A 20930-nucleotide genomic window follows, 5' to 3' on the forward strand; every position below is an offset into this window, starting at 1 on the left:
GTGGTGAGCGCCGGCTGGACCGGGGCGGGGGGGGAGGACGACTACGGCCGCCCACGGCGGGAACGCCGGGAGCGGCCGCAGCGCTGGGAGCGGCAGGAACTAGGCCTGCGCTCCTGCGATGAAGGTGACGGCGTCGCCGACGGTCTTCAGGTTCTTGACCTCTTCGTCGGGGATGCGCACGCCGAACTTCTCCTCGGCGTTGACGACGATGGTCATCATCGAGATGGAATCGATGTCGAGGTCGTCCGTGAAGGACTTGTCCATCTCGACGGACTCGGGGGCGAGGCCCGTCTCCTCGTTGACGATCTCTGCCAGACCGGCCAGGATTTCTTCGTTGTTAGCCATGGTGGCTCCTTTTCTGTTGGTGCCGGTGCACCGGCGGGATGTTCAGGCCGCGCTGTCGCGGCCTGGGCTTGGAAACTAGGGAAGAACCACGACCTGCGCACCGAAGACGAGGCCCGCGCCGAAACCGATCTGCAGGGCGAGCTTGCCGCTGAGCGAGGGCTGTTCCTTGAGCGTCCGGTGCATGGCCAGGGGGATCGAGGCCGCCGAGGTGTTGCCGGCGTCGACGATGTCCCGCGCCACGTGGACGTGGTCCGACAGCTTCAGCTGCTTCACCATCTCATCGATGATACGGATGTTGGCCTGATGGGGGAGGAACACCGCGAGATCGTCGGCCGTCACGCCTGCGGCATCGAGCGCGCTCTGCGCGACCTTCGCCATCTCCCAGACCGCCCAGCGGAAGACGGTCGGTCCGTCCTGGCGCATGGTCGGCCACAGGTCCTCGCGACCCGCGTCGACGTCGTCCTCGTGCTCGGTGTCCGTCGCGACGGCGCCGATCGCGTAGTCGCGCACGTCCAGCAGTGAGCGCGTCATGCGGATGGACTCGTGCTTGCTGCCGTCCGATCCCCACACCGAGGGTCCGATCCCGGCGGAATCGCCGGGCCCGATGACGACGGCGCCCGCACCGTCGCCGAGCAGGAACGAGATGGTTCGGTCGGAGTTGTCGATGAAGTCGGACAGCTTCTCCACACCGACCACCAGGACGTACTCCGCCGTACCGGCGTGCACGAGGGCGTCACCCTGGGCGATGCCGTAGCAGTAGCCCGCACATGCAGCGGAGATGTCGTAGGCGGGCGCGGGTGTGGCTCCGAGCCGGTCGGTCAGCTGTGCCGCGGCGGAGGGGGTGGCATACGGGTGCGTGACCGTGGAGACCAGGACGGCACCGAGCTGGGAGGCCTCGATACCTGCTGCTTCCAGTGCTTCCCGGGAGGCCGCCTCGGCCATGTCGATGACGCTCACGTCGCGCGGAGCGCGGTGCCGCGTGACGATGCCGGTGCGCTGCCGGATCCACTCGTCGGAGGAATCGATCCACTGGCACACGTCGTCATTGGTGACGATGATCTCCGGCCGGTACGCGCCGACGCCGAGGATGCGCGTGTGCTCGCGGAGGGGGGCTTGCTTGATTGCGGTGATGCTCACTGGGGTCCTTCTGGAGTAAGGGAGGGGTCGAGGTCGGTGGTCCGCGAGTGCTCCCCGATGAAGGTGTGCGCGGCGTCCAGGTCCTCGGGAGATTTTACGGCGAGTGTGGCCGTACCCCGCATTCCCCGCTTGGCGAGGCCCGTGAGTGTACCCGCGGGCGACAACTCGATCATGCCGGTGACGCCCATCGCCTGCATGGAATCCATGCAGAGATCCCAGCGCACGGGTCGTGACACCTGGGCGATCAGGCTGTCGAGGTTCCCCTCACCGGTGGCGACGGGCCTGCCGTCATAGTTGGACATGAGGGTGGCGACGGGGTCGGCCGGGGCCAGGGTGGGCCGGAGAAGCTCGAGCGCCGTGACGGCCGGGGACATGTGGGCGGTGTGGAAGGCTCCGGCCACCTTCAGCGCGATGACACGGGCCTTCGCGGGAGGGTCCTCCGACAGTGCGGCGAGCTGCTCCAGGGTCCCCGCCGCCACCACCTGGCCACCGCCGTTCGCGTTCGCCGCGGTGAGGCCGAGTTCGGCGAGCCGTGCGGCGACGTCGTCGGGATCCCCGCCCAGCACCGCGCTCATGCCCGTCGGAGTCGCCGCTGCAGCATCCGCCATGGCGGTGGCGCGGACGCGGACGAAGGTGACTGCGTCGGTCTCGGTGAGCGCTCCGGCGATGGCGGAGGCCGTCAGTTCCCCGACGGAATGTCCCGCGACCACGGTTGCCGCCGTCAGCGAGTGGTGCGCGAGGAGGAGGCGGGCCGTCACGAGCCCGGCCGCGACGATGAGCGGTTGCGCGACGGCGGTGTCCTTGATGGTCTCCTCGTCCGAGACGGTGCCGTGCCGGACGAGATCAGAGCCGGCGCGGTCGCTGAGCTCCTCGAGGTGCTCCCGTACTCCCGGTAGATCGAGCCAGGGGCTCAGGAAGCCCGGGGTCTGTGAGCCCTGTCCGGGGCAGGCGATTGCAAGCACTGTTCCAGCTTTCCAAATCGGTGGAGCAATATCGGGTGTTCGGCTGAACCAAGCTGGCTGTGCGTCTTTGTAGGAAGTCTACAAGGCGGCTGGGCGTGCCGCGACGAGGGCCGCCGCCTTGCCGGCACCACCCGAGCGCGACCGGCGTCCGGGTCCGGTCGCCGACGAACCGTTCGCCGGCGGCGACTGGGCCGGCGTCCCGGCCAGCCGTCCGACCACCAGGGCCGTCTGGAGCACGTAGGCCTCGCGGGGGATCAGCGGATCCCAGCCGGTCACGTCGCACACCCTTCGGAGGCGGTACCGCACGGTGTTGGCGTGCACGAAGAGGGACCTGGAGGTGGCCTCCAGGGAGTGCCCGAGGGTCAGGTAGGCGGACAGCGTCTGCTCCAGCCCGTTGGACGCCGCCAGGAGCGGCCGGTAGATGGTCCGCACCAGCGCACGCCGGGCGGTGTCGTCCCCGGACATCACCCGCTCCGGCCACAGGTCCTCCGACGAGACGGGGCGTGGCGCACCGGGCCAGGCCCGGGCGGCGGTGAGCCCGGCGAAGGCAGCCTGCGCCGAACTGCTCGCCGCGACGAGCGACTCCGCCTCCGGGCCGAACACGACCGCGCCGTCACCGAAGAGTTCGCTGATCCTCGGGTAGGCCTTGGCGGCGTCGCGCACGCCTCCGAGCACCAGGATGAGCCGCTCGCCCTGGATCCCGACGAGGACATCCTCCGCGAGCCGGCCCGTGACGCGGCGGAGCTCGTTGAGGAAGCCGGCATTGGGTTCCGAGGGCGCGCTCCCGACCATGACGGTGATGCTCGCCTGGGACTTCCACCCGACCGCGGCGATGCGCGAGCGGAGCGCATCCGAACTCTCGCCCCGCAGGATGGCGTCCACGACGAGCGCTTCCAGCCGGGTGTCCCAGGATCCACGGGTCTCGGCGGCCCTGGCGTACACGTCCGCGGCGGCGAAGGCGACCTCCCGCGAATACCGCAGCACGGCCTCCCGCAGGGGCGCCTGGTCGGCCGCCGGAGCGAGGAACGGCACGTGGTCCTCGACCACCTGCACCACCACGCGGATGAGCTGCAGGGCCTTCTGCAGGCTGATGGAGCGCGTGAGTTCCGTGGGTGCCGTGCCGAAGACGTCGCTCAGCACCCACGCGGGGGAGACGGGCTTCTGGTACCAGTTCACGAAGGACGCGATACCCTTCTGGGCCACCATGCCGAGTGCGGAGCGCTCGTCGGGGCGGAGCCCCCGGTACCAGGGCAGGTCCGCGTCCAGTTGCTTGAGGGTCGCGGTCGAGAGGGACCCGATCGTGGCACGCAGCTTGTCGAGGGTGGCTGGATCCGGCGGGGCTGCACCTGCGTTGGTGGCTCCGGCCGTGCTCGTCGCGCTGCCGGCGACATGTTCGGGCTGCGGCATCCTCCGAGCATACGGTCTCGGTGCTGCCGCTTCCATTTGTGTGAAGGCTACAAAAAGGGCGGCGTCGGTAGCAGCATGAGTGCTGCTCCCGACGCCGCCCTCCGCAGGGGCTGCGGGCCCTAGGAGTCGCCGCCCGCGTTGCCCGTGGTTCCGGCGTTCACGTCGAGCAGGCGGTACTTCTCGATCGCTTCCTTCGGTGCGTTCGCGTCGACCTCACCGCGGCGGGCGAGCATCTCGAGCGACCGAACGACGATGGAGTGGCTGTCGATCTTGAAGAACCGGCGTGCTGCCGCACGGGTGTCCGAGAAGCCGAAGCCGTCGGCTCCGAGGGTCGCGAACTCGTTCGGCAGGAACTGGCGGATCTGGTCGGGGACGGCCTTCATGAAGTCGGAGACCGCGACGATCGGACCCGTCGCGCCTTCGAGCTGCTGCGTGACGAACGGCTTGCGTGCGTCGGCTCCGGGGTTGAGGAAGGCGTCCTCCTCGGCGTCGAGGCCGTCGCGGCGCAGTTCGTTCCAGGACGTCACGGACCACACGTCCGCCGAGACGCCCCAGTCCTTGGCCAGGAGCTTCTGCGCCTCGAGCGCCCAGGGAACAGCGACGCCGGAGGCGAGCAGCTGCGTGCGCGGTCCGTCCACCTTGGCGGGCTTCAGCAGGTAGATGCCCTTGAGCAGGCCCTCGACGTCAAGTTCCTCCGGCTCCGCCGGCTGCACGAACGGCTCGTTGTACAGCGTGATGTAGTACATGACGTTGCGGAAGGACTCCGGCTTGTCACCGATGTCCCCGTACATCCTGTTGAGCCCGTCACGGACGATGTGCCCGATCTCGTACCCGAACGCAGGGTCGTAGGTCACGACGGCCGGGTTCGTCGACGCGAGGATCGGCGAGTGGCCGTCGGCGTGCTGCAGGCCCTCACCCGTGAGGGTGGTACGGCCGGCCGTCGCCCCCATGATGAATCCTCGTGCCATCTGGTCCGCGGCGGCCCAGATCGAGTCACCCGTGCGCTGGAATCCGAACATCGAGTAGAAGACGTAGATCGGGATGAGCGGCTGACCCTGCGTGGCGTACGCCGTGCCGGCTGCCGTGAAGGCCGCCATCGATCCCGCCTCGTTGATGCCCGCGTGCAGGATCTGTCCCTCGATGGATTCCTTGTACGCGAGGACCAGGTCGCGGTCCACGGACAGGTAGTTCTGGCCCTTGGGGTTGTAGATCTTCGCCGTCGGGAAGAACGAGTCCATGCCGAAGGTCCGCGCCTCGTCGGGGATGATCGGCGCGATGCGCTTGCCGAACTCCTTGTCGCGCATGAGGTCCTTGAGGATGCGGACGAACGCCATGGTGGTCGCGGCCATCTGCTTGCCCGAACCGCGCTTGCCCATCTCGTACGCCTTGTCGCCCGGCAGGACGACGTCGGCGTGCTTGGTGCGGCGCTCCGGCACGAATCCGCCGAGTTCGCGGCGGCGCTCGAGCATGTACTTGATCTCGGGAGCGTCCGCGCCCGGGTGGTAGTACGGCGCGTTGTAGAGGTCGTCGTCGATCTGCTCGTCGGTGACGGGGATGCGCAGGTGGTCCCGGAACGCCTTCAGGTCCTCGTTCGTCAGCTTCTTCATCTGGTGGGTCGCGTTGCGTCCCTCGAAGTGCGGGCCGAGCCCGTAGCCCTTGACGGTCTTCGCGAGGATGACGGTCGGCTTGCCCTTGAACTCGGTAGCGGCCTTGTACGCCGCGTAGACCTTGCGGTAGTCGTGCCCGCCGCGCTTGAGCTTCCAGATCTCGGCGTCGGAGAGGTCCTCGACCATGGCCTTGGTCTGGGGGGACTTGCCGAAGAAGTGGTCACGCACGAAGCCGCCGGACTCCGCCTTGTACGTCTGGTAGTCGCCGTCGGGCGTCTGGTTCATGATGTCGACCAGCGCGCCGTCCTTGTCCTTGGACAGCAGCGAGTCCCACTCGCGACCCCACACGACCTTGATGACGTTCCAGCCCGCACCGCGGAAGAACGCCTCGAGCTCCTGCATGATCTTGCCGTTGCCGCGGACGGGTCCGTCCAGGCGCTGGAGGTTGCAGTTGATGACGAAGTTCAGGTTGTCGAGGTTCTCGTTGGCCGCGAGCTGGAGCAGGCCCCGCGATTCGGGCTCGTCCATCTCGCCGTCGCCGAGGAAGGCCCACACCTGCTGCTCGGAGGTGTCCTTCATGCCGCGGTTGTGCAGGTAGCGGTTGGACTGCGCCTGGTAGATGGCGTTCATGGGTCCGATGCCCATGGAGACGGTGGGGAACTCCCAGAAGTTCGGCATGAGCCGCGGGTGCGGATAGGAGGACAGCGCGTGGCCCTCCTTCGACTTCTCCTGGCGGAACCCGTCGAGGTCCTCCTCCGTGAGGCGTCCCTCGAGGTAGGCGCGCGCATACATGCCGGGGGATGCGTGCCCCTGGAAGAACACCTGGTCTCCACCGCTCGGGTGGTCCTTGCCCTTGAAGAAGTGGTTGAAGCCGACCTCGTAGAGCGTCGCCGCGCCCGCGTAGGTCGAGATGTGACCGCCGACCCCGATCTCGGGGCGCTGCGCGCGGTGCACCATGACGGCGGCGTTCCAGCGCATCCATGCGCGGTACTTCCGCTCGATCTCCTCGTCACCCGGGAATTCGGCTTCCTGGTCGGCGGGGATGGTGTTGACGTAGTCCGTCGTCGTGACCATGGGCACGCCCACGGACTGGGCACCGGCACGCTGGAGGAGCGAACGCATGATGTACTGCGCGCGCTCGGTGCCCTGGGTGCGGATCAGCTGGTCGAGGGATTCGATCCACTCCGCGGTCTCCTCGGGATCGCCGTCGGGCTTGCCGACGGTCAGACCGCTCAGAATATCCGCCGTACCTTGTTCTACAGCCACGCGATATCTCTCCACTTCCACAGATCTTGTCTGTGTCGCTTTATGCCTGCGCACGGCTCGTGGGCCCTCGCAGAGATGCATGCTCGGCCGACAGGCGTTAGCTCCGCGGCCATATACCGATTCACTCTATCGCCGCCGTGCCTTCGATGCGTAGCGGGAGCAGGGCGGCCGGACAGATTACGCCGAGGGCTTGAACACACCAGCGCCCGTGGGCCCCGCAGGCGCAGGCCACCGCCGCCGGGAGCCGAATTCCCCGTACTGGCTTGATGCTTGGCGTATAAAGGTGTTGGCTGGTAGCAATGAACATCTATACGAGGGCACGTCAGGTGACGCTGCCGTCTTTCCAGGAGGAGCTAAGTGAGCGAGGCTGAAGCCGCCACTGCGGTCGACGTGGCAGGCAAGTTGGGTTTCAAGGGCGGAGACCTTGTTCAGGAACTCGGTTACGACGACGACGTCGACTTCGACTTCCGGGACCACCTGGAGGACGGCGTCGGCTCGGAGCTGCTCACGGAGGATGACCAGGATGTCGTCGACGGCGTGATCCTGTGGTGGCGGGCCGGTGACGGTGACCTCGTGGACGCTCTCGTGGATGCCCTGACGTCCCTCGGTGCCGGCGGCGTGGTCTGGCTCCTCACCCCCAAGTCCGGCCGGCCGGGCTACGTGTCTCCGGCCGACGTGCAGGAAGCCGCGCCGACCGCCGGTCTGCACTCGACGTCGTCGGCGGGTGTCTCGAAGGAATGGTCCGCGACCCGGCTCGTCAGCCGCCGGAAGCAGTAGCCTTGCCGCTCGAGGTCGGATCCGTCGCCCCCGCGTTCGCCCTTGCGAACCAGTTCGGTGAGACCGTGCGCAGCGACTCGCTGGTCGGTGGAGCCGTCGTCGTGTTCTTCCCGTTCGCCTTCTCCCGCGTCTGCACCGACGAGCTCGGCCAGCTGCGGGACAACCTCGACCTGTTCGATGCCGCGGGCGTCACTTTGGTGGCGATCTCCGTGGACCACAAGTACACCCTCCGCGCATTCGCCGATGCCAACGACATCTCCTTCGACCTCCTCGCCGACTTCTGGCCCCACGGCTCTGTGACGCGGTCCTATGACGCCTTCGACGAGGTCCACGGCTATGCCGAGCGCGTCAGCTACGTTCTGGACGGCTCCGGCACGGTGCGCGCCGTCGTCTCGTCCCCTCACGGGCAGGGACGGCCCATGGCCGACTACGCGACGGCCCTGAGCTCGGTCGAAGCCGCGCTGTGACCTCCCCCGGCGAGGGGGCGGGCGGACGGACGGGCCTCCCCGGACCGGAGTCCAACCCTCGGCTCGGACTCACCGGATTCGTGAGTGCCACTCCGTCCGCGGGTCTCATGCCCCTTCCGTCGGAGGATCTGGTGCTCCTCGACCAGGCTCTCGCACTGCTCCGCGGCCTCCGGCTCGCGGTGCTCACGGGTGCGGGACTGAGCACGGATTCGGGTATCCCCGACTACCGCGGGCCGCAGTCGGTACCGCGCAATCCGATGACCTACCAGCAGTTCGTCGGCGACGAAGCCCTCAGGCGCCGGTACTGGGCGCGCAACCATGTGGGCTGGCGCCACCTTCGGCGGGCGGATCCCAATGCCGGGCACGCTGCCATCGCACGGCTGGAGCAACGGGGACTGCTGACCGGGCTGATCACGCAGAACGTCGACAGGCTCCACTCGTCCGCCGGAAGCACCGACGTGATCGACCTGCACGGGACGTTCGATCGCGTGGTGTGCCTGCAGTGCTCCTCGACTTTCCCGCGGTCCCGGATCGCCGAGATCCTCGAGGCGCTCAACCCGGGCTATCTCGAGCGCGAATCCGATGCAGGTGACGTGGCCCCGGACGCGGATGCCGATGTCGATGACACCGCTGATTTCGTGATGGCGTCCTGTCCGGTGTGCGGCGGGATGCTCAAGCCCGACTTCGTGTATTTCGGCGAGAACGTGCCCAAGGACCGCGTCGCCGCCGCCTACGCGATGGTCGATGCCGCGGGGGCCCTGCTGGTCGCTGGATCCTCTCTCACCGTCATGAGCGGGCTGAGGTTCGTCCGGCACGCCTACAAGGGCGGAAAGCCCGTGGTCATCATCAACCGCGGGTGGACCAGGGGTGACGAATTCGCCGCCCTGAAGATCGAGGCCGGCGTCTCCGAGTCCCTGACCTACCTGGCCGAGATGCTGCCGGACGCTCCCCAGGCGTAGGTGGTGGCGCAGCTCCGGAGCACGTAGTCCAGACCTGGATTGGGTACCGGATACTGTGTCTGCGCCGCGCGAGCAGCACTACGTTCGTCCCATAGGTCTCTTACATGGGGTGGAACATGCGTCATTCAACACGGTCTCTCACCATCGCCCTCGCGACGGCGGCAGCGGTCGCCGCGACACCGCTGGTACTCGAGTACTGGTCAGCGTCTCCTGCGGAGGGTACTGCGGCGGCGACGATCGAGGTGGCCGACGTCGCCCCTCCCGGTCCGAGCGAATCCCCTGCGGGTGAACCCGGCGCAGAGCGCTCCGTCTTCGTTCCGGGCCTCGCTCCCGTCCCGGCGCCGGTCGAGCACGCGCCGGTGGCATCCGGCGGACAGGGACAGGGCCTGTCCGGGAGGGACACAGGTGGTCCGGGCAGCGGTATGGGCGGTGACCTCCCGCCGGAGGCCCTGCCCGATCCGCCCTACCCGCAGTGCCCCGTCACGGACGCGGGAGCGTGGTGGACCGACCCGGCCGATCCCTACACGTGTATCCCACCCGGTTCGTTGCCGTTCCACGAGCCCACGCCGCCCGGGATACCGCCCGAACTCCTCGAACCCATCTTCGAGCAGCCCGTCACCCCCGGTCCCGGGGAGGACTGCAGGCTCGTCGGAGCGCTGCAGTGCACGGTGACGATCATGGGCCAGGACTATGTCGTGACCTTCGCGGAGGGCAGGCCGGTCGGTGTGTCCGAAGCGCAGTGACCGCATCGGCCGTGGTGCCCGGAACGAGGAAAGCCCCGCCGGAGCGGGGCTTTCCTCGTTGTTCGTGGTGGGTCCTACCGGGATCGAACCGATGACATCCACGGTGTAAACGTGGCGCTCTACCAGCTGAGCTAAAGACCCCCATCGCTGCGATGCCGCGACGCCGGCTACAGCTCGACGGGCGCCATCACGAGGAACGACTATACCGGCTCGGCGGGCTGCCGCGCCAATCGGCGGCGCTACTCGCCGGCCGCGAGCTGGCCGCAGGCGCCGTCGATCTCCTTGCCGCGGGTGTCCCGCAGCGTGGTCGGGATACCGGCCGCGCGGAGGCGGTTGATGAACTCGGTGGAGACGCTCTTCTCCGAAGCCGTCCAGATCGATCCCGGTGTCGGATTGAGCGGGATCGGGTTGACGTGCACCCAGCCGCGCCCGCGCTGGTTGAGCTTCTTGGCCAGCAGGTCCGCACGCCAGGCGTGGTCGTTCATGTCCTTGATGAGCGCGTACTCGATACTCACCCGGCGCCCCGTGGTGAGGTAGTAGTTGTACGCCGCGTCGAGCGCCTCGTCGACCTTCCAGCGCGTGTTGACGGGGATGAGCTCGTCGCGCAGCTCGTCGTCGGGGGCGTGGAGGGACAGTGCGAAGGTGACCGGCAGGGACTCGGCAGCCAGCTTGTTGATCGCCGGTACAAGGCCGACGGTGGAAACGGTGATGTTCCGGGCCGACATGCCGAGGCCTTCGGGGGAGTCGTCGACGAAGCGGTGCAGCGCGGCCATCACGCGCTTGTAGTTGGCCAGGGGTTCGCCCATGCCCATGAAGACGATGTTGGTGACGCGGTCGGCGTCGTGCCCGCCATCGGTGCGCAGGTCTCCCAGCGCGCCCTCGGCGAGGGCCCGGTTGGCGGCGACGACCTGGTCGACGATCTCCGCCGTCGACATGTTGCGCGTCAGTCCGGCCTGGCCGGTCGCACAGAACGGGCAGTTCATGCCGCAGCCGGCCTGCGAGGACACGCACAGGGTCACCCGGCCGGGGTAGCGCATCAGGACGGACTCGACGAGCGCGCCGTCGAAGAGGCGCCAGAGGAACTTGATGGTGTCGCCGTTGTCCGTGGTCAGGCGTTTCACCTCGGTGAGCAGCGGCGGGAACATGGCCTCGACCAGCTCTTCGCGCCCGGCCTTCGGCAGGTCGCTCATGTCCGCCGGGTCCGTCGTGTAGTGCGAGAAGTAGTGCGTCGACAGCTGCTTCGCCCGGAACCCCTGGTGCCCCAGTTCCTTCAGGCGCTCCTGGCGTTCGGTGAGCGTGAGGTCGGCGAGGTGCACCGGTGGCTGGCTGACGCGCGGGGACTTGAACTGCAGCAGTGGCCGGCCGTCGCTGGAGACGATCGGTTCGGCACCCTCCACCTCGGGGCGCACCTGGGGGCGCGCGGAAGCGGGGGCAGGGGCGGCGGGGGTGATCGTAACGTCGGACATCCTTACCATTCTTTCACGGATCGTGCCAGCGTCCCAGTCGGGGGTGTGTCGCATCGGACACGCCGTCCCAGCGGGAGCCGTGACATAAAACGCTGCTCGCGGCTGTAGGTGTGGCGGCGGGTGTCGGGACGGTAATAGTGTGAAAGCGACCGGATAGCCCGCGCTGCATGCGCCGGAAGCGCCGGCACATGCAGCGCTATGCATGCAGCTGACAAACGACGGAGAACACATTGAGCGCACAGATCGGCGTCACAGGCCTGGCAGTCATGGGAGCGAACCTCGCCCGGAACCTCGCCCGCAACGGCTACACCGTGGCCCTGCACAACAGGTCCATCGAGAAGACCGACTCGCTGCTGGAGAAGCACGGTGGGGACGGCGAGTTCATCCGCACCGAGAGCCTGCAGGAGCTGGTCGACTCCCTCGAGAAGCCGCGCCGGGTGCTGATCATGGTCAAGGCCGGCAAGCCCGTGGACTCGGTGATCGATCAGCTCACGCCGCTGCTGGAACCCGGTGACATCGTGATCGACGGCGGCAACTCCCACTACGAGGACACGCGCCGTCGCGAAGCCGCACTGTCGAAGCACGATCTCCACTTCGTCGGCGTGGGTGTCTCGGGAGGTGAGGAGGGTGCCCTCCTGGGTCCGTCGATCATGCCCGGCGGGTCCCGTGAGTCCTACGACTCCCTCGGCCCGATGCTCGAGAAGATCTCGGCCAAGTACAACGGTGAGCCCTGCTGCCGCTGGATCGGCACCGACGGCGCCGGGCACTTCGTGAAGATGGTGCACAACGGCATCGAATACGCCGACATGCAGGTCATCGGTGAGGCGTTCGACCTCCTCCGGTCCGGCGCGGGGATCGAACCGGCGGACCAGGCGAAGATCTTCACCGACTGGAATGCGGGGACGCTGTCCTCGTTCCTGATCGAGATCACCGCCGAGGTGCTCGGCCACACCGACGCGCGCACGGGTAAGCCCTTCGTCGACGTCGTCGTCGATGCAGCGGGCCAGAAGGGGACCGGGCGCTGGACCGTCGTCTCGGCACTGGAACTGGGTAGCCCGACGTCGGGCATCGCCGAATCGGTGTTCGCCCGCGCGCTGTCGTCGCAACTGGAGCAGCGCCTCCAGGCGCAGGAGATCCTGCAGGGCCACGAGGGCACCGTGGACCTGCCGGAGACCTTCGTCGAGGACGTCCGGCTGGCCCTGTACGCGTCCAAGCTCGTCAGCTACGCCCAGGGCATCGACATGCTCACCGCTGCGGCGAAGGAGTACGGCTGGGAACTCAAGCTCGACGAGATCGCCTCCCTCTGGCGTGCCGGCTGCATCATCCGGGCCGAGCTGCTCGATGACATCATGAAGGCCTACGCGGGCGAGGACCGCCCGGCGAACCTCCTGCTGGCCCCGGCCTTCGCCGAAGCGATCGCCGGCGCCGTCCCGGCCTGGCGCCGCGTGGTCGCGACGGCCGTGCAGCTGGGCATCCCCGTCCCGGTGTTCTCCGCGTCGCTGGCCTACTACGACGGCCTGCGTCGCACCCGCCTGCCGGCTGCCCTGACGCAGGGACTGCGCGACCTCTTCGGAGCGCACACCTACAACCGCGTCGACACCGACGGCACGTTCCACACGCTGTGGGGCGAGGACAAGTCCGAGATCGAAGCCGTCGACACCCACTGACGGACCCCGTGCACGACAGAAGCCCCGGACCGCGGTCCGGGGCTTCTGTCGTCGCGGCTAGATGTAGATGGCGGGGTCCACGTACTCCGCCGGGTCGACAGCCGGCTGCGTCTCGCGCCGCGAATCGCGGTGGCGGAACGTGGCCGGGATGCCCGTCACGATCGAATCGGGAGGAGTGTCCTTCACGACGACGGCATTCGCACCGACAGCGCTGCCCGCGCCGATGGTGATGGGCCCCAGTACCTTGGCTCCCGCCCCGATGGTCACACGGTCGCCGAGGGTCGGGTGGCGCTTCACCTTCTCGAGGGAACGCCCGCCGAGGGTCACACCCTGGTACAGCATGACGTCGTCCCCGATCTCGGCGGTACTGCCGATCACGACACCCATGCCGTGGTCGATGAAGAACCGCCGCCCGATGGTCGCGGCCGGATGGATCTCGACCCCGGTGAGTGCCCGCGCGAGCTGCGCGAGTGCACGGGCCGGGAAGCGCAGCCTCTCGTTCCGCCACATCCGGTGGGTCAGCCGGTGCACCCAGATGGCGTGGAGCCCCGAGTACACCACGGTGTTCTCGAAGGACCCACGGGCAGCCGGGTCGTGGGTGCGCGCGGTCTCGAGGTCCTCGCGCAGTCGTTCTAGAAAGCTCACCGGCTACCCTCTCGTGGCATCGTCGTGGTCGTTGGCAGGTATCAGGGGAACGGGCGGAGTCAGCCGCGGATGTCGTCGAAGAGCACCGTGGAGATGTAGCGCTCACCGAAATCGCACACGACAGCCACGATGAGCTTACCGGCGTTCTCGGGGCGCTTCGCGAGCTCGAGTGCAGCCCACACGATGGCTCCCGAGGAGATGCCGCCGAGGATGCCCTCCTGCGTGCCGAGCGCACGGGCGACACGGACGGAGTCCTCCACCGTGGCATCCAGCACTTCGTCGTAGACCTCGCGGTCGAGGTTCTCGGGGATGAAGTTCGCGCCGAGGCCCTGGATCTTGTGGGGGCCGGGTGCGCCGCCGTTCAGGATCGGGGAATCGGCCGGTTCGACGACGACGATCTGCACGCCGGGCTTGCGCTCCTTCAGCACCTGGCCGACGCCGGTGATGGTGCCGCCCGTCCCGACACCCGCCACGAAGATGTCGACCTCGCCGTCCGTGTCCTCCCAGACCTCCTCGGCGGTCGTGGTGCGGTGGATGGCCGGGTTCGCGGCGTTGGCGAACTGCTGCGCCCAGATGGCGTTCTCCGTCGTCGCGACGATCTCCTTGGCCCGCTCGACGGCCCCGCGCATGCCCTCGGATCCGGGTGTGAGGATGATCTCGGCACCGTAGGCGCGGAGCATCACGCGACGCTCGGTGGACATGGTCTCCGGCATCGTCAGGATCACCCTGTAACCGCGGGCGGCGCCGACCATCGCCAGGGCGATGCCCGTGTTCCCGGAGGTCCCCTCGACGATCGTCCCGCCGGGCCGGAGCGCACCGGCCTTCTCGGCGGCATCGACGATCGCCACGCCGATCCGGTCCTTGACGCTGTTGGCAGGGTTGTAGAACTCGAGCTTGACGGCCACCTGGGCGTCGAGCCCTTCGGTTAGGCGGTTGAGGCGGACGAGGGGAGTCCGTCCCACCAGTTGTGTGACGTCGTCGTAGATCTTTGCCATGCGGGAGCCTGCCTGTTCGGAAGTGGAAGGGGTCGACGTCGGCGGGGCGGTTCCGGAACCGCCCCGGGACCGACGGCGGTCAGCTTAACGGGTGGGGCGTGATGCGCCTACGCGGCGAGCCACTGGGCGTAATATTTCCGGGCCTTGGACAGCTTCGGGTTGATGATCACCTGGCAGTAGCCCTGCTCGGGGTGCTTCGCGTAGTAGTTCTGGTGCCAGTCCTCGGCCACGTGGAACTGCGGGAGCCTGCTGACCTCGGTGACGATCGGGTTCTTCCAGTTCTCCTGGTTGCGGCTGATCGCGTCCTCGAAGAGTTCCTTCTGCGCCGCGTCCTGGTAGTACATGACGCTCCGGTACTGGGTGCCGACGTCGTAGCCCTGCCGGTTGAGTGTGGTCGGGTCGTGGGACACGAAGTACATGTCTAGGATCACGTCCTCGGGAATCGCGGTCTCGTCGAAGCTCACCGCGACCACCTCGGCGTGCCCGGTCATTCCCGAGCAGACGGAATCGTAGTCAGGGTGCTTCGTGTGGCCGCCGGTATAGCCGGAGACGACCTCGGTCACGCCGCGTGTCTTCTGGTAAAGGGCATCGAGGCACCAGAAACAACCCCCTCCGAGCACAAAAGTCTTCATGTCTGTGTCAATGCGTGGAAGGGGCCGATGATTCCCGTCGGATATTAGCCCGCAGTGAACCCCACGGACTTGGAGGGCCGGTCGGCGGCGGGTATTACTGGTGTCATGGAACAGAACGAGCACGGCGCCGGGCAGTCCTCCCCGGCGCCGACCGTCGGCGACGTCCTGCTGGCCATCGAGGAACTGTGGCCCGAGAGCCTCGCCGAGGACTGGGACGCCGTCGGGCTGGTCGCGGGCCGGTCGGAGAACCGGGTCCGGAAGATCCTGTTCACCGTGGACCCCACGGCCGCCGTCCTCGACGAGGCACTGGGCTGGGGAGCGACGATGATCGTGTCCCACCATCCACTCCTGCTGAAGCCCGTCTCGACCGTCGCGGCAGCCGGCTTCAAGGGGGAGGCCATCCACCGGCTCATCGAGGCAGGCTGCGCCCTCGTGACGGTCCACACCAATGGCGACAGCGCAGTCGGCGGAGTGTCCGACGTGCTGGCCGACGCGCTCGGGCTGCAGGACGTCGAACCGCTGGCCCGGGCCGCGGACGGCCTGCCCGAGGAGGGCATCGGGCGCGTCGGGAACCTGGCGGCGCCGGTCGCCCTCGGTGCCTTCGCCGAGGCCGTCTTCTCCATCCTGCCCGCCGTCGCCGGCGGGGTGCGGGTGGCCGGCGACAAGGATGCGCTCGTCCGCAGGGTCGCCGTGTGCGGGGGAGCGGGGGATTCGCTGTTCGACCGTGTGCGCTCGAGCCAGGCCGACGTCTACGTCACCGCGGACCTGCGCCACCACCCGGCGTCGGAGGTCCGGGAGTCGGCGGCCGGAAAGGCGCCCTACCTGATCGACGTCTCCCACTTCGGCAGCGAGTGGCTCTGGCTCACGCCCGCCGCCGACGCCCTGGGCAACGTGCTCACCGACCAGGGCTTCACCACCGACATCCGGGTCAGCGGTGTCAACACCGACCCCTGGGACTTCGTCCTCACGCCCGGCCACTGACGCCCCGCGGATGCCGTGTGGCCTAGGCTTGGACGACACCCGCGTCCGCACGTCGCGCCCCACCCGTCCGATCCTGGAGGTTTACCGTGGCCAAGGCTGCACCCGAGGAACAACTCCGCCTGCTCGACCTGCAGGCACTCGACTCGACCCTCAACAAGCTGACCCGTCAGGCTGCCGCTGCGCGCGGCAACCCCGAACTCGGTACGGTCGGAGCCCGGGTCGCAGAGGTGGACGCCGAACTCGTCAGGGCCAGCACGGAACTGGGGGACCTCGAGCGTGAGCTGACGCGCGCGGAGGACGAGGTGCAGAACGTCGTCGACCGCCTCGAACGCGATGAGAAGCGCCTCAACAGCGGAACCGGGACTTCGAAGGACCTGACGGCGCTGCAGCACGAGGTGGCCTCGCTGACGAAGCGCCGTTCCGACCTCGAGGACGTGGAGCTGGACGTGATGGAACGCGTGGAGGCTGCACGCGCCGCGCGGGCGGAGGTCCAGGCCCGCACCAACGCCGTGCGCCACGAGCTCCGAGCCCTCGAGGAGGCGCGCGACGTCGAACTCGCAGACATCGAGCTGCAGCGCGTCGACGTGCAGGCTCGCCGCAACGAGCTCGCATCGAGCTTCGACACCGGGCTGCTGGCCATCTATGAGCGCATTCTCGCGAGGCGCGGCGTGGGGGCCGCCCGGCTGTTCCACGGGAAGTCGGAGGGCTCCGGCATGCAGCTCAGCCCGGGCGACCTCGCCGACATCTCGGGCGCAGCACCCGACGACGTCGTGCTCTGCCCGGACTCCGGGTGCATCCTCGTCCGGTCCAGCGACTGGGGAAACCAGCAGCCGTGACGGATCAGCAGTTGTTCGACCCCTACGCAGCCTCCGGCACCGACGAGCGGGCAGCGACGGGAGCTCCCGCGCGGCTCATCGTCGAAGCCGACGGCGGTTCCCGCGGCAATCCCGGGCATGCAGGCTACGGCGCGCTCGTGCGCGATCCTGACTCCGGCACGATCCTCGTCGAGAAGGCGGCGTACATCGGCAAGGCCTCCAACAACGTCGCCGAGTACTCGGGTCTCGTGTCGGGGCTCGAGCTCGCACGGGAGATCAACCCGCAGGCCTCCGTGCACGTGAAGATGGACTCGAAACTCGTGGTCGAGCAGATGTCCGGCCGGTGGCAGATCAAGCACGCCGACATGCGCGTCCTGGCTGCGAAGGCACGGAAGGTCCTCGATCCGCGTCGGGTGACCTACGAGTGGATCCCACGCGAGCGGAACAAGGACGCCGACCGGCTGTCCAACGAGGCGATGGACGCCGGGATGGCCGGCGTCGAGTGGAAGCCCCGAGCAGCTGCCGTCCGGGCACGTGAACCGGAGCCTGCCGCCGAGACGGTCCCTCGTCCGGCGGGCCGGCTCCACCACCTCGAGGTGTGGACCCAGGATCTGGCGGCGGCCGAAGCAAGCCTGGGCTGGCTGCTGGAGCGGCTCGGCTTCCCCCGTAAGGAGTCGTGGAAGGACGGGATCAGCTATGGATCCGAGGAGTTCTACGTCGTCCTCGAGAACGGACCCGACCTCGCCGCGGGAGGTCACGAGCGGCGTCGCCCGGGAGTGAACCACCTCGCGTTCCGGGCGGGCTCACGGGCGGACGTCGATCTGCTGGCGCGGCGGGCGACCAGTCACGGCTGGTCCCTGATGTTCGCCGACAGGCACCCGTTCGCGGGCGGGCCCGACCACTACGCTGCCTACCTCGAGAACGCCGAGGGCTTCGAGGTGGAACTGGTCGCCGACCGACGGTGACTGCCGGCTCAGTCGAGCAGGATGTCGAGTTGGGCCGGCGTGCGGGCCGTCGCCGGTCGGAGGTCCGCCGCCCATTTCTCGCGGGTTGCCCGCAGCAGTGCCTCCGGGGTGGCCGGCGCCGAGCCACGCCGCGTGAGCAGATGGCGCGTGAGCTCGCCGCGCGTGTGCTTGGCGAAGTGGGAGACGACGGTGCGCTTGCCGTTCCGCAGCTGGAAGACGTTCACGGCTGCGCTCTGGTGCACGGGTGGAGCCCAGGCCGAGGCATAGGTGCTCGATCGGCAGTCGACGATCAGCCCGGTCCCGGCGTGCCGGGCCAGGGGAGCAGCCAGGTGCTTCCTCCAGAAGCCTGCGAGGCGTCCGGTGCCGGGGAGGTCGACGGACATCGAGAGCCGGTAGGCCGGTATCCGGTCACCGAAGGCGATGGCACCCCACAGGCCGGACATGACGACGCACTGCTCGCGCGCCTTGCGCTTCTGCACGGCGGTCATGCCGGTATAACCGAGCGCGTCGTACAGCACGCCCGAGTAGACGTCGTGCGCGGGGGCGGCAGGCGCGACGTCGAGCACGAGGTTCCGTTGCACGTCCTCGACGAGGGACGCACCGACGCCGAGGATCGTATGTGCGTCCTCAGCGCCGCTGACGGTTCTCAGGGCGTCGAGGACGTCCCTGCGCGCATGGTTGAGCTCGGGGAAGTGGAGGTCCTCCAGCTGTAGCGGGCCACCCGTGCGGGCGGCGGACTTGCCTTCGGACGGGGGAAGCAGGATCAGCACCGGACAACCCTATCCAACGTCCAGGGGCTTCCGGTGCGCTACGCCGGGCCCGCTCGGCCTAGAATGGACGACGGATGGGTCGACCAGGCGGCCGCGTTGGACGGTGCTCGCACTGCTCCACCGAGGAACGTCCGGGCTCCGCAGGGCAGGGTGGTGGGTAACGCCCACTCGGGGTAACCCGCAGGCCAGTGCCACAGAAAAGAGACCGCTGCCCGCTGCAGGCTTTTGCCGGCGCGGACAGTAAGGGTGAAAAGGCGGTGTAAGAGACCACCAGCACGCCGGGTGACCGGCGTGGCTCGGTAAACCCCACCCGGAGCAAGGCCAGACAGTGCGCGATCGAGGGCTGCCCGCCCGAGTGCACGGGTAGGCCGCTGGAGGGCGTCGGCAACGGCGTCCGTAGATGGATGGCCGCCACTCGCGCGACGGCAACGGCGCGCGATGACAGAACCCGGCGTATCGGTCGACCCATCCCCCGACCGATCCGCAGGCTCCGCGCCAAGCCCTGTTGCCGGGAGTTCTGCCGGCCGCCCGGCGCGTCGTACGTTGTCGATCGCCCCTGGTCGGCCTAATCTGTGATCACCGGCGCGGGGTCTCGTACGCAGGCGCGGCGGTATGAACGGGTCGGCCGTCTGCTGGGGCTTTCTGGGCCGGCCCGTTCACCCTGACCTGACCGCCCCGCGAGCCGGGCATTAAACGGTCCCCCGTACCCGGTCTCAAGAGGTAGGGGGACCGCCCGGCGTCTATAGCCGCCTCGGGAGCGCATCGACCGCGGTACTGCTGGGGGAACGACCGCGGGAGACACTCCCACTTCATATTTTCCGCCTCCACGCACTGCTCGGCAATCGGATCGGGCCCCGCTAAGCCAGAAGAGAAATCGGGAACTTCTCCGGCCGGTCCTCGAATCATTGCCAGAACGAACTATTGTCGGTGGAAGGCCTCCCGGCGTCAAGAGTGGCCGAAGTCTTCTCGGGAATCGGCGGAAAGCGGCCGATCGCACCAGTCGCGCTCCGCTAGGGTGATCGGATGAGCGCTGGCGGTACCGGGACAAGACACCTGCTGGTGCGCAACCGTAACTTCCGTGCCCTGATCATCTCGAGCACGTCAGGGGTACTGGGTAACGCCGTCGCGGCCGTGGCGCTGCCGCTCATCGCCGCGGTCGAACTGGATGCCGGCAACTTCGAGGTGGCAGCCCTCGCGGGCATGACCTTTCTGCCCTGGCTGCTGCTCGGCCTCCTCATCGGGGTCTGGGTGGACAGGCTCCCGCGCAAGCCCGTGATGCTGGCCGCGCTGGCCGCACGCGTCGTCGTCCTCGCCCTCCTGCCACTCGGGTTCTGGCTCGGCTTCCTCAGCACGCCCCTGCTGTTCGCCGTGGCCTTCGTCGCCGGAGTGGCATCCGTCTTCTTCCAGCTCGCGGACGCAGCCCTGGTGCAGCAGGCCGTGACGCCGGATGAGCTGATGGAGGGCAACGGCCTCATCACCGGTTCGGGCGCCGCAGCCGATGCCGCGGGCCGCTCTGCCGCCGGGTTGCTCACAAGTGTGGCGGGAGCGTCGAACACGCTGATCGTGCAGCTGGCGACGTCGGTCGTCTCCCTCGTCGCCGTCCAGCGCCTGGACGTGAAGGAGGTCGTGCAGCCGCAGAGCGACCGGCGCATCCTCCGCAAGATGTACGAGGGCCTCCGCTACACCTTCAGCACGGCTCCGCTGCGCGCCATCCTCTTCAACGCCGCCCTGTGGAACCTGGGCGGGAACATCCCGGCCTCCCTGCTGGTCCTGCTGGTGCTGAGGACCGTGGGGGAGTCGGAGGTCTGGCTCGGGCTGCTCCTGGCCGCGGCGTCCCTCGGAGGTGCGGTGGGCGGAGTCACCGCCCATTCGATGGGGGAGCACTTCGGCTCAGGGCCGCTCTGGCGCTGGGCCATGGTGCCCGGAGTGTTCGGCTACGCCTCGCTGCTGATGCTCTCGCCGGGCTGGGGCATGCTCTGGGGGGTCGCGGGCATGTTCGTCATGGGCGCGAGCGTCGCCTGGAATATCGTCGTGGGCTCCAGCTTCCGGCAGCGCGTGTGCCCCCCGGGCATGATGGGGAGGCTGGGAGCCGCCTCCCGGACAGTGAGCTGGGGGATGCTCGCGCTCGCGAGCGTGCTGGCGGGGATCCTCGCGGAGACGATCGGCATCCGTGATGCCGTCCTGGTCGGCGTCGTCATCGCGTCGCTGGCGCCGCTCGTGGCCCTGCTCGGACCTCTTCGTGGCGTCAGGCGTCTGGAGGACCTCGTCGAGGCTCCCGCGCCCGGCCCCGCAGTGGAGGCGTCGAAGAACGCCTGACCCGCCCT

Annotated in this window: 19 protein-coding genes, 1 tRNA gene and 1 other RNA gene; 10 read left to right on the top strand and 11 right to left on the bottom strand. The window is 68.5% G+C overall.

All coding sequences use genetic code 11. The features are described from left to right. Window positions 1-99: 99 nt before the first annotated feature. The 5 genes from AC1MFI_RS12005 to aceE all read right to left on the bottom strand — a co-directional run bounded on the left by AC1MFI_RS12005 (window position 100) and on the right by aceE (window position 6724). Window positions 100-345 (bottom strand): acyl carrier protein, encoded by a 246-nt coding sequence (locus AC1MFI_RS12005; RefSeq protein WP_400483720.1) that lies wholly within the window; start codon window positions 343-345, stop codon window positions 100-102. 75 nt (window positions 346-420) lie between these two features. Continuing rightward, window positions 421-1482: a beta-ketoacyl-ACP synthase III gene (locus AC1MFI_RS12010; RefSeq protein ID WP_479817125.1), complete on the bottom strand. Its 1062-nt coding sequence runs from the start codon at window positions 1480-1482 to the stop codon at window positions 421-423. Continuing rightward, window positions 1479-2444: an ACP S-malonyltransferase gene (locus AC1MFI_RS12015; RefSeq protein ID WP_479817127.1), complete on the bottom strand. Its 966-nt coding sequence runs from the start codon at window positions 2442-2444 to the stop codon at window positions 1479-1481. The genes AC1MFI_RS12010 and AC1MFI_RS12015 overlap by 4 nt, the downstream gene beginning before the upstream one ends. A gap of 78 nt (window positions 2445-2522) precedes the next feature. Then, the gene (locus AC1MFI_RS12020) at window positions 2523-3851 is read right to left on the bottom strand and encodes a PucR family transcriptional regulator (protein WP_479817128.1); all 1329 of its coding nucleotides are present in this window, start codon (window positions 3849-3851) and stop codon (window positions 2523-2525) included. Window positions 3852-3970: 119 nt separating this feature from the next. Then, on the bottom strand, window positions 3971-6724 hold the full coding sequence (gene aceE / locus AC1MFI_RS12025) for a pyruvate dehydrogenase (acetyl-transferring), homodimeric type (RefSeq protein ID WP_479817130.1): 2754 nt from the start codon (window positions 6722-6724) through the stop codon (window positions 3971-3973). 357 nt (window positions 6725-7081) lie between these two features. Between aceE and AC1MFI_RS12030 the strand changes: the two genes are divergently transcribed. The 4 genes from AC1MFI_RS12030 to AC1MFI_RS12045 all read left to right on the top strand — a co-directional run bounded on the left by AC1MFI_RS12030 (window position 7082) and on the right by AC1MFI_RS12045 (window position 9670). After that, window positions 7082-7501, top strand: a complete 420-nt coding sequence (locus tag AC1MFI_RS12030; protein WP_479817131.1) for a DUF3052 domain-containing protein — start codon at window positions 7082-7084, stop codon at window positions 7499-7501. Between the two features lie 2 nt (window positions 7502-7503). Beyond that, window positions 7504-7968 (top strand): redoxin domain-containing protein, encoded by a 465-nt coding sequence (locus tag AC1MFI_RS12035; protein WP_479817132.1) that lies wholly within the window; start codon window positions 7504-7506, stop codon window positions 7966-7968. A gap of 107 nt (window positions 7969-8075) precedes the next feature. After that, window positions 8076-8927, top strand: a complete 852-nt coding sequence (locus tag AC1MFI_RS12040) for an NAD-dependent protein deacetylase (RefSeq protein ID WP_479820868.1) — start codon at window positions 8076-8078, stop codon at window positions 8925-8927. Between the two features lie 116 nt (window positions 8928-9043). Further along, window positions 9044-9670, top strand: coding sequence for a hypothetical protein (locus AC1MFI_RS12045; RefSeq protein WP_479817133.1), 627 nt, complete (start codon window positions 9044-9046; stop codon window positions 9668-9670). A gap of 65 nt (window positions 9671-9735) precedes the next feature. Here AC1MFI_RS12045 and AC1MFI_RS12050 read toward each other — a convergent pair. Further along, window positions 9736-9811 (bottom strand) — tRNA-Val (locus AC1MFI_RS12050). 98 nt (window positions 9812-9909) lie between these two features. Next, entirely contained in the window at window positions 9910-11136 is a 1227-nt protein-coding gene (gene rlmN / locus AC1MFI_RS12055) for a dual-specificity RNA methyltransferase RlmN (protein ID WP_479817134.1), read from the bottom strand. 230 nt (window positions 11137-11366) lie between these two features. On the opposite strand from rlmN, the gene gndA reads away from it, so the two are divergent. Beyond that, window positions 11367-12803, top strand: coding sequence for an NADP-dependent phosphogluconate dehydrogenase (gene gndA, locus AC1MFI_RS12060; RefSeq protein WP_479817135.1), 1437 nt, complete (start codon window positions 11367-11369; stop codon window positions 12801-12803). Between the two features lie 57 nt (window positions 12804-12860). Here the strand turns inward: gndA and epsC are convergent, their stop codons facing one another. From epsC to msrA, 3 genes are all read right to left on the bottom strand, one after another. Continuing rightward, a complete protein-coding gene (gene epsC / locus AC1MFI_RS12065; RefSeq protein ID WP_479817137.1) occupies window positions 12861-13448 on the bottom strand; it encodes a serine O-acetyltransferase EpsC in 588 nt (195 codons plus the stop codon). Between the two features lie 59 nt (window positions 13449-13507). Then, window positions 13508-14443: a cysteine synthase A gene (cysK, locus tag AC1MFI_RS12070; RefSeq protein ID WP_479817139.1), complete on the bottom strand. Its 936-nt coding sequence runs from the start codon at window positions 14441-14443 to the stop codon at window positions 13508-13510. Between the two features lie 107 nt (window positions 14444-14550). After that, window positions 14551-15075, bottom strand: a complete 525-nt coding sequence (gene msrA / locus AC1MFI_RS12075; RefSeq protein ID WP_479817140.1) for a peptide-methionine (S)-S-oxide reductase MsrA — start codon at window positions 15073-15075, stop codon at window positions 14551-14553. A 105-nt stretch (window positions 15076-15180) separates the two neighbouring features. On the opposite strand from msrA, the gene AC1MFI_RS12080 reads away from it, so the two are divergent. From AC1MFI_RS12080 to AC1MFI_RS12090, 3 genes are all read left to right on the top strand, one after another. Beyond that, window positions 15181-16056 carry a Nif3-like dinuclear metal center hexameric protein gene (locus AC1MFI_RS12080; RefSeq protein ID WP_479817141.1) on the top strand — a complete coding sequence of 292 codons (876 nt, stop codon included), beginning with the start codon at window positions 15181-15183 and terminating at the stop codon, window positions 16054-16056. A gap of 86 nt (window positions 16057-16142) precedes the next feature. Next, complete coding sequence (locus AC1MFI_RS12085) at window positions 16143-16892, top strand: zinc ribbon domain-containing protein (RefSeq protein WP_479817142.1); 750 nt, start codon at window positions 16143-16145, stop codon at window positions 16890-16892. Beyond that, entirely contained in the window at window positions 16889-17836 is a 948-nt protein-coding gene (locus AC1MFI_RS12090) for a reverse transcriptase-like protein (RefSeq protein ID WP_479817143.1), read from the top strand. Before AC1MFI_RS12085 ends, AC1MFI_RS12090 begins: the two co-directional genes overlap by 4 nt. A gap of 8 nt (window positions 17837-17844) precedes the next feature. On the opposite strand, the gene AC1MFI_RS12095 is transcribed toward AC1MFI_RS12090, so the two are convergent. Beyond that, on the bottom strand, window positions 17845-18606 hold the full coding sequence (locus AC1MFI_RS12095; protein WP_479817144.1) for a YaaA family protein: 762 nt from the start codon (window positions 18604-18606) through the stop codon (window positions 17845-17847). A 75-nt stretch (window positions 18607-18681) separates the two neighbouring features. Here AC1MFI_RS12095 and rnpB point away from each other — a divergent pair. Next, window positions 18682-19078: RNase P RNA component class A (rnpB, locus tag AC1MFI_RS12100), an RNA gene on the top strand. A 551-nt stretch (window positions 19079-19629) separates the two neighbouring features. After that, window positions 19630-20922 carry an MFS transporter gene (locus AC1MFI_RS12105; protein WP_479817145.1) on the top strand — a complete coding sequence of 431 codons (1293 nt, stop codon included), beginning with the start codon at window positions 19630-19632 and terminating at the stop codon, window positions 20920-20922. Window positions 20923-20930 lie beyond the last annotated feature (8 nt).

The sequence above is a fragment of the Arthrobacter sp. BC5 genome, from assembly GCF_056680255.1.

Bases quoted from the DNA above. Each gene is read 5' to 3' on its own strand.
- rlmN (WP_479817134.1), bottom strand. From the start codon at position 11,136: ATGTCCGACGTTACGATCACCCCCGCCGCCCCTGCCCCCGCTTCCGCG.
- AC1MFI_RS12045 (WP_479817133.1), top strand. From the start codon at position 9,044: ATGCGTCATTCAACACGGTCTCTCACCATCGCCCTCGCGACGGCGGCA.
- AC1MFI_RS12040 (WP_479820868.1), top strand. From the start codon at position 8,076: ATGCCCCTTCCGTCGGAGGATCTGGTGCTCCTCGACCAGGCTCTCGCA.
- AC1MFI_RS12105 (WP_479817145.1), top strand. From the start codon at position 19,630: ATGAGCGCTGGCGGTACCGGGACAAGACACCTGCTGGTGCGCAACCGT.
- msrA (WP_479817140.1), bottom strand. From the start codon at position 15,075: ATGAAGACTTTTGTGCTCGGAGGGGGTTGTTTCTGGTGCCTCGATGCC.
- AC1MFI_RS12020 (WP_479817128.1), bottom strand. From the start codon at position 3,851: ATGCCGCAGCCCGAACATGTCGCCGGCAGCGCGACGAGCACGGCCGGA.
- cysK (WP_479817139.1), bottom strand. From the start codon at position 14,443: ATGGCAAAGATCTACGACGACGTCACACAACTGGTGGGACGGACTCCC.
- AC1MFI_RS12080 (WP_479817141.1), top strand. From the start codon at position 15,181: ATGGAACAGAACGAGCACGGCGCCGGGCAGTCCTCCCCGGCGCCGACC.
- AC1MFI_RS12005 (WP_400483720.1), bottom strand. From the start codon at position 345: ATGGCTAACAACGAAGAAATCCTGGCCGGTCTGGCAGAGATCGTCAAC.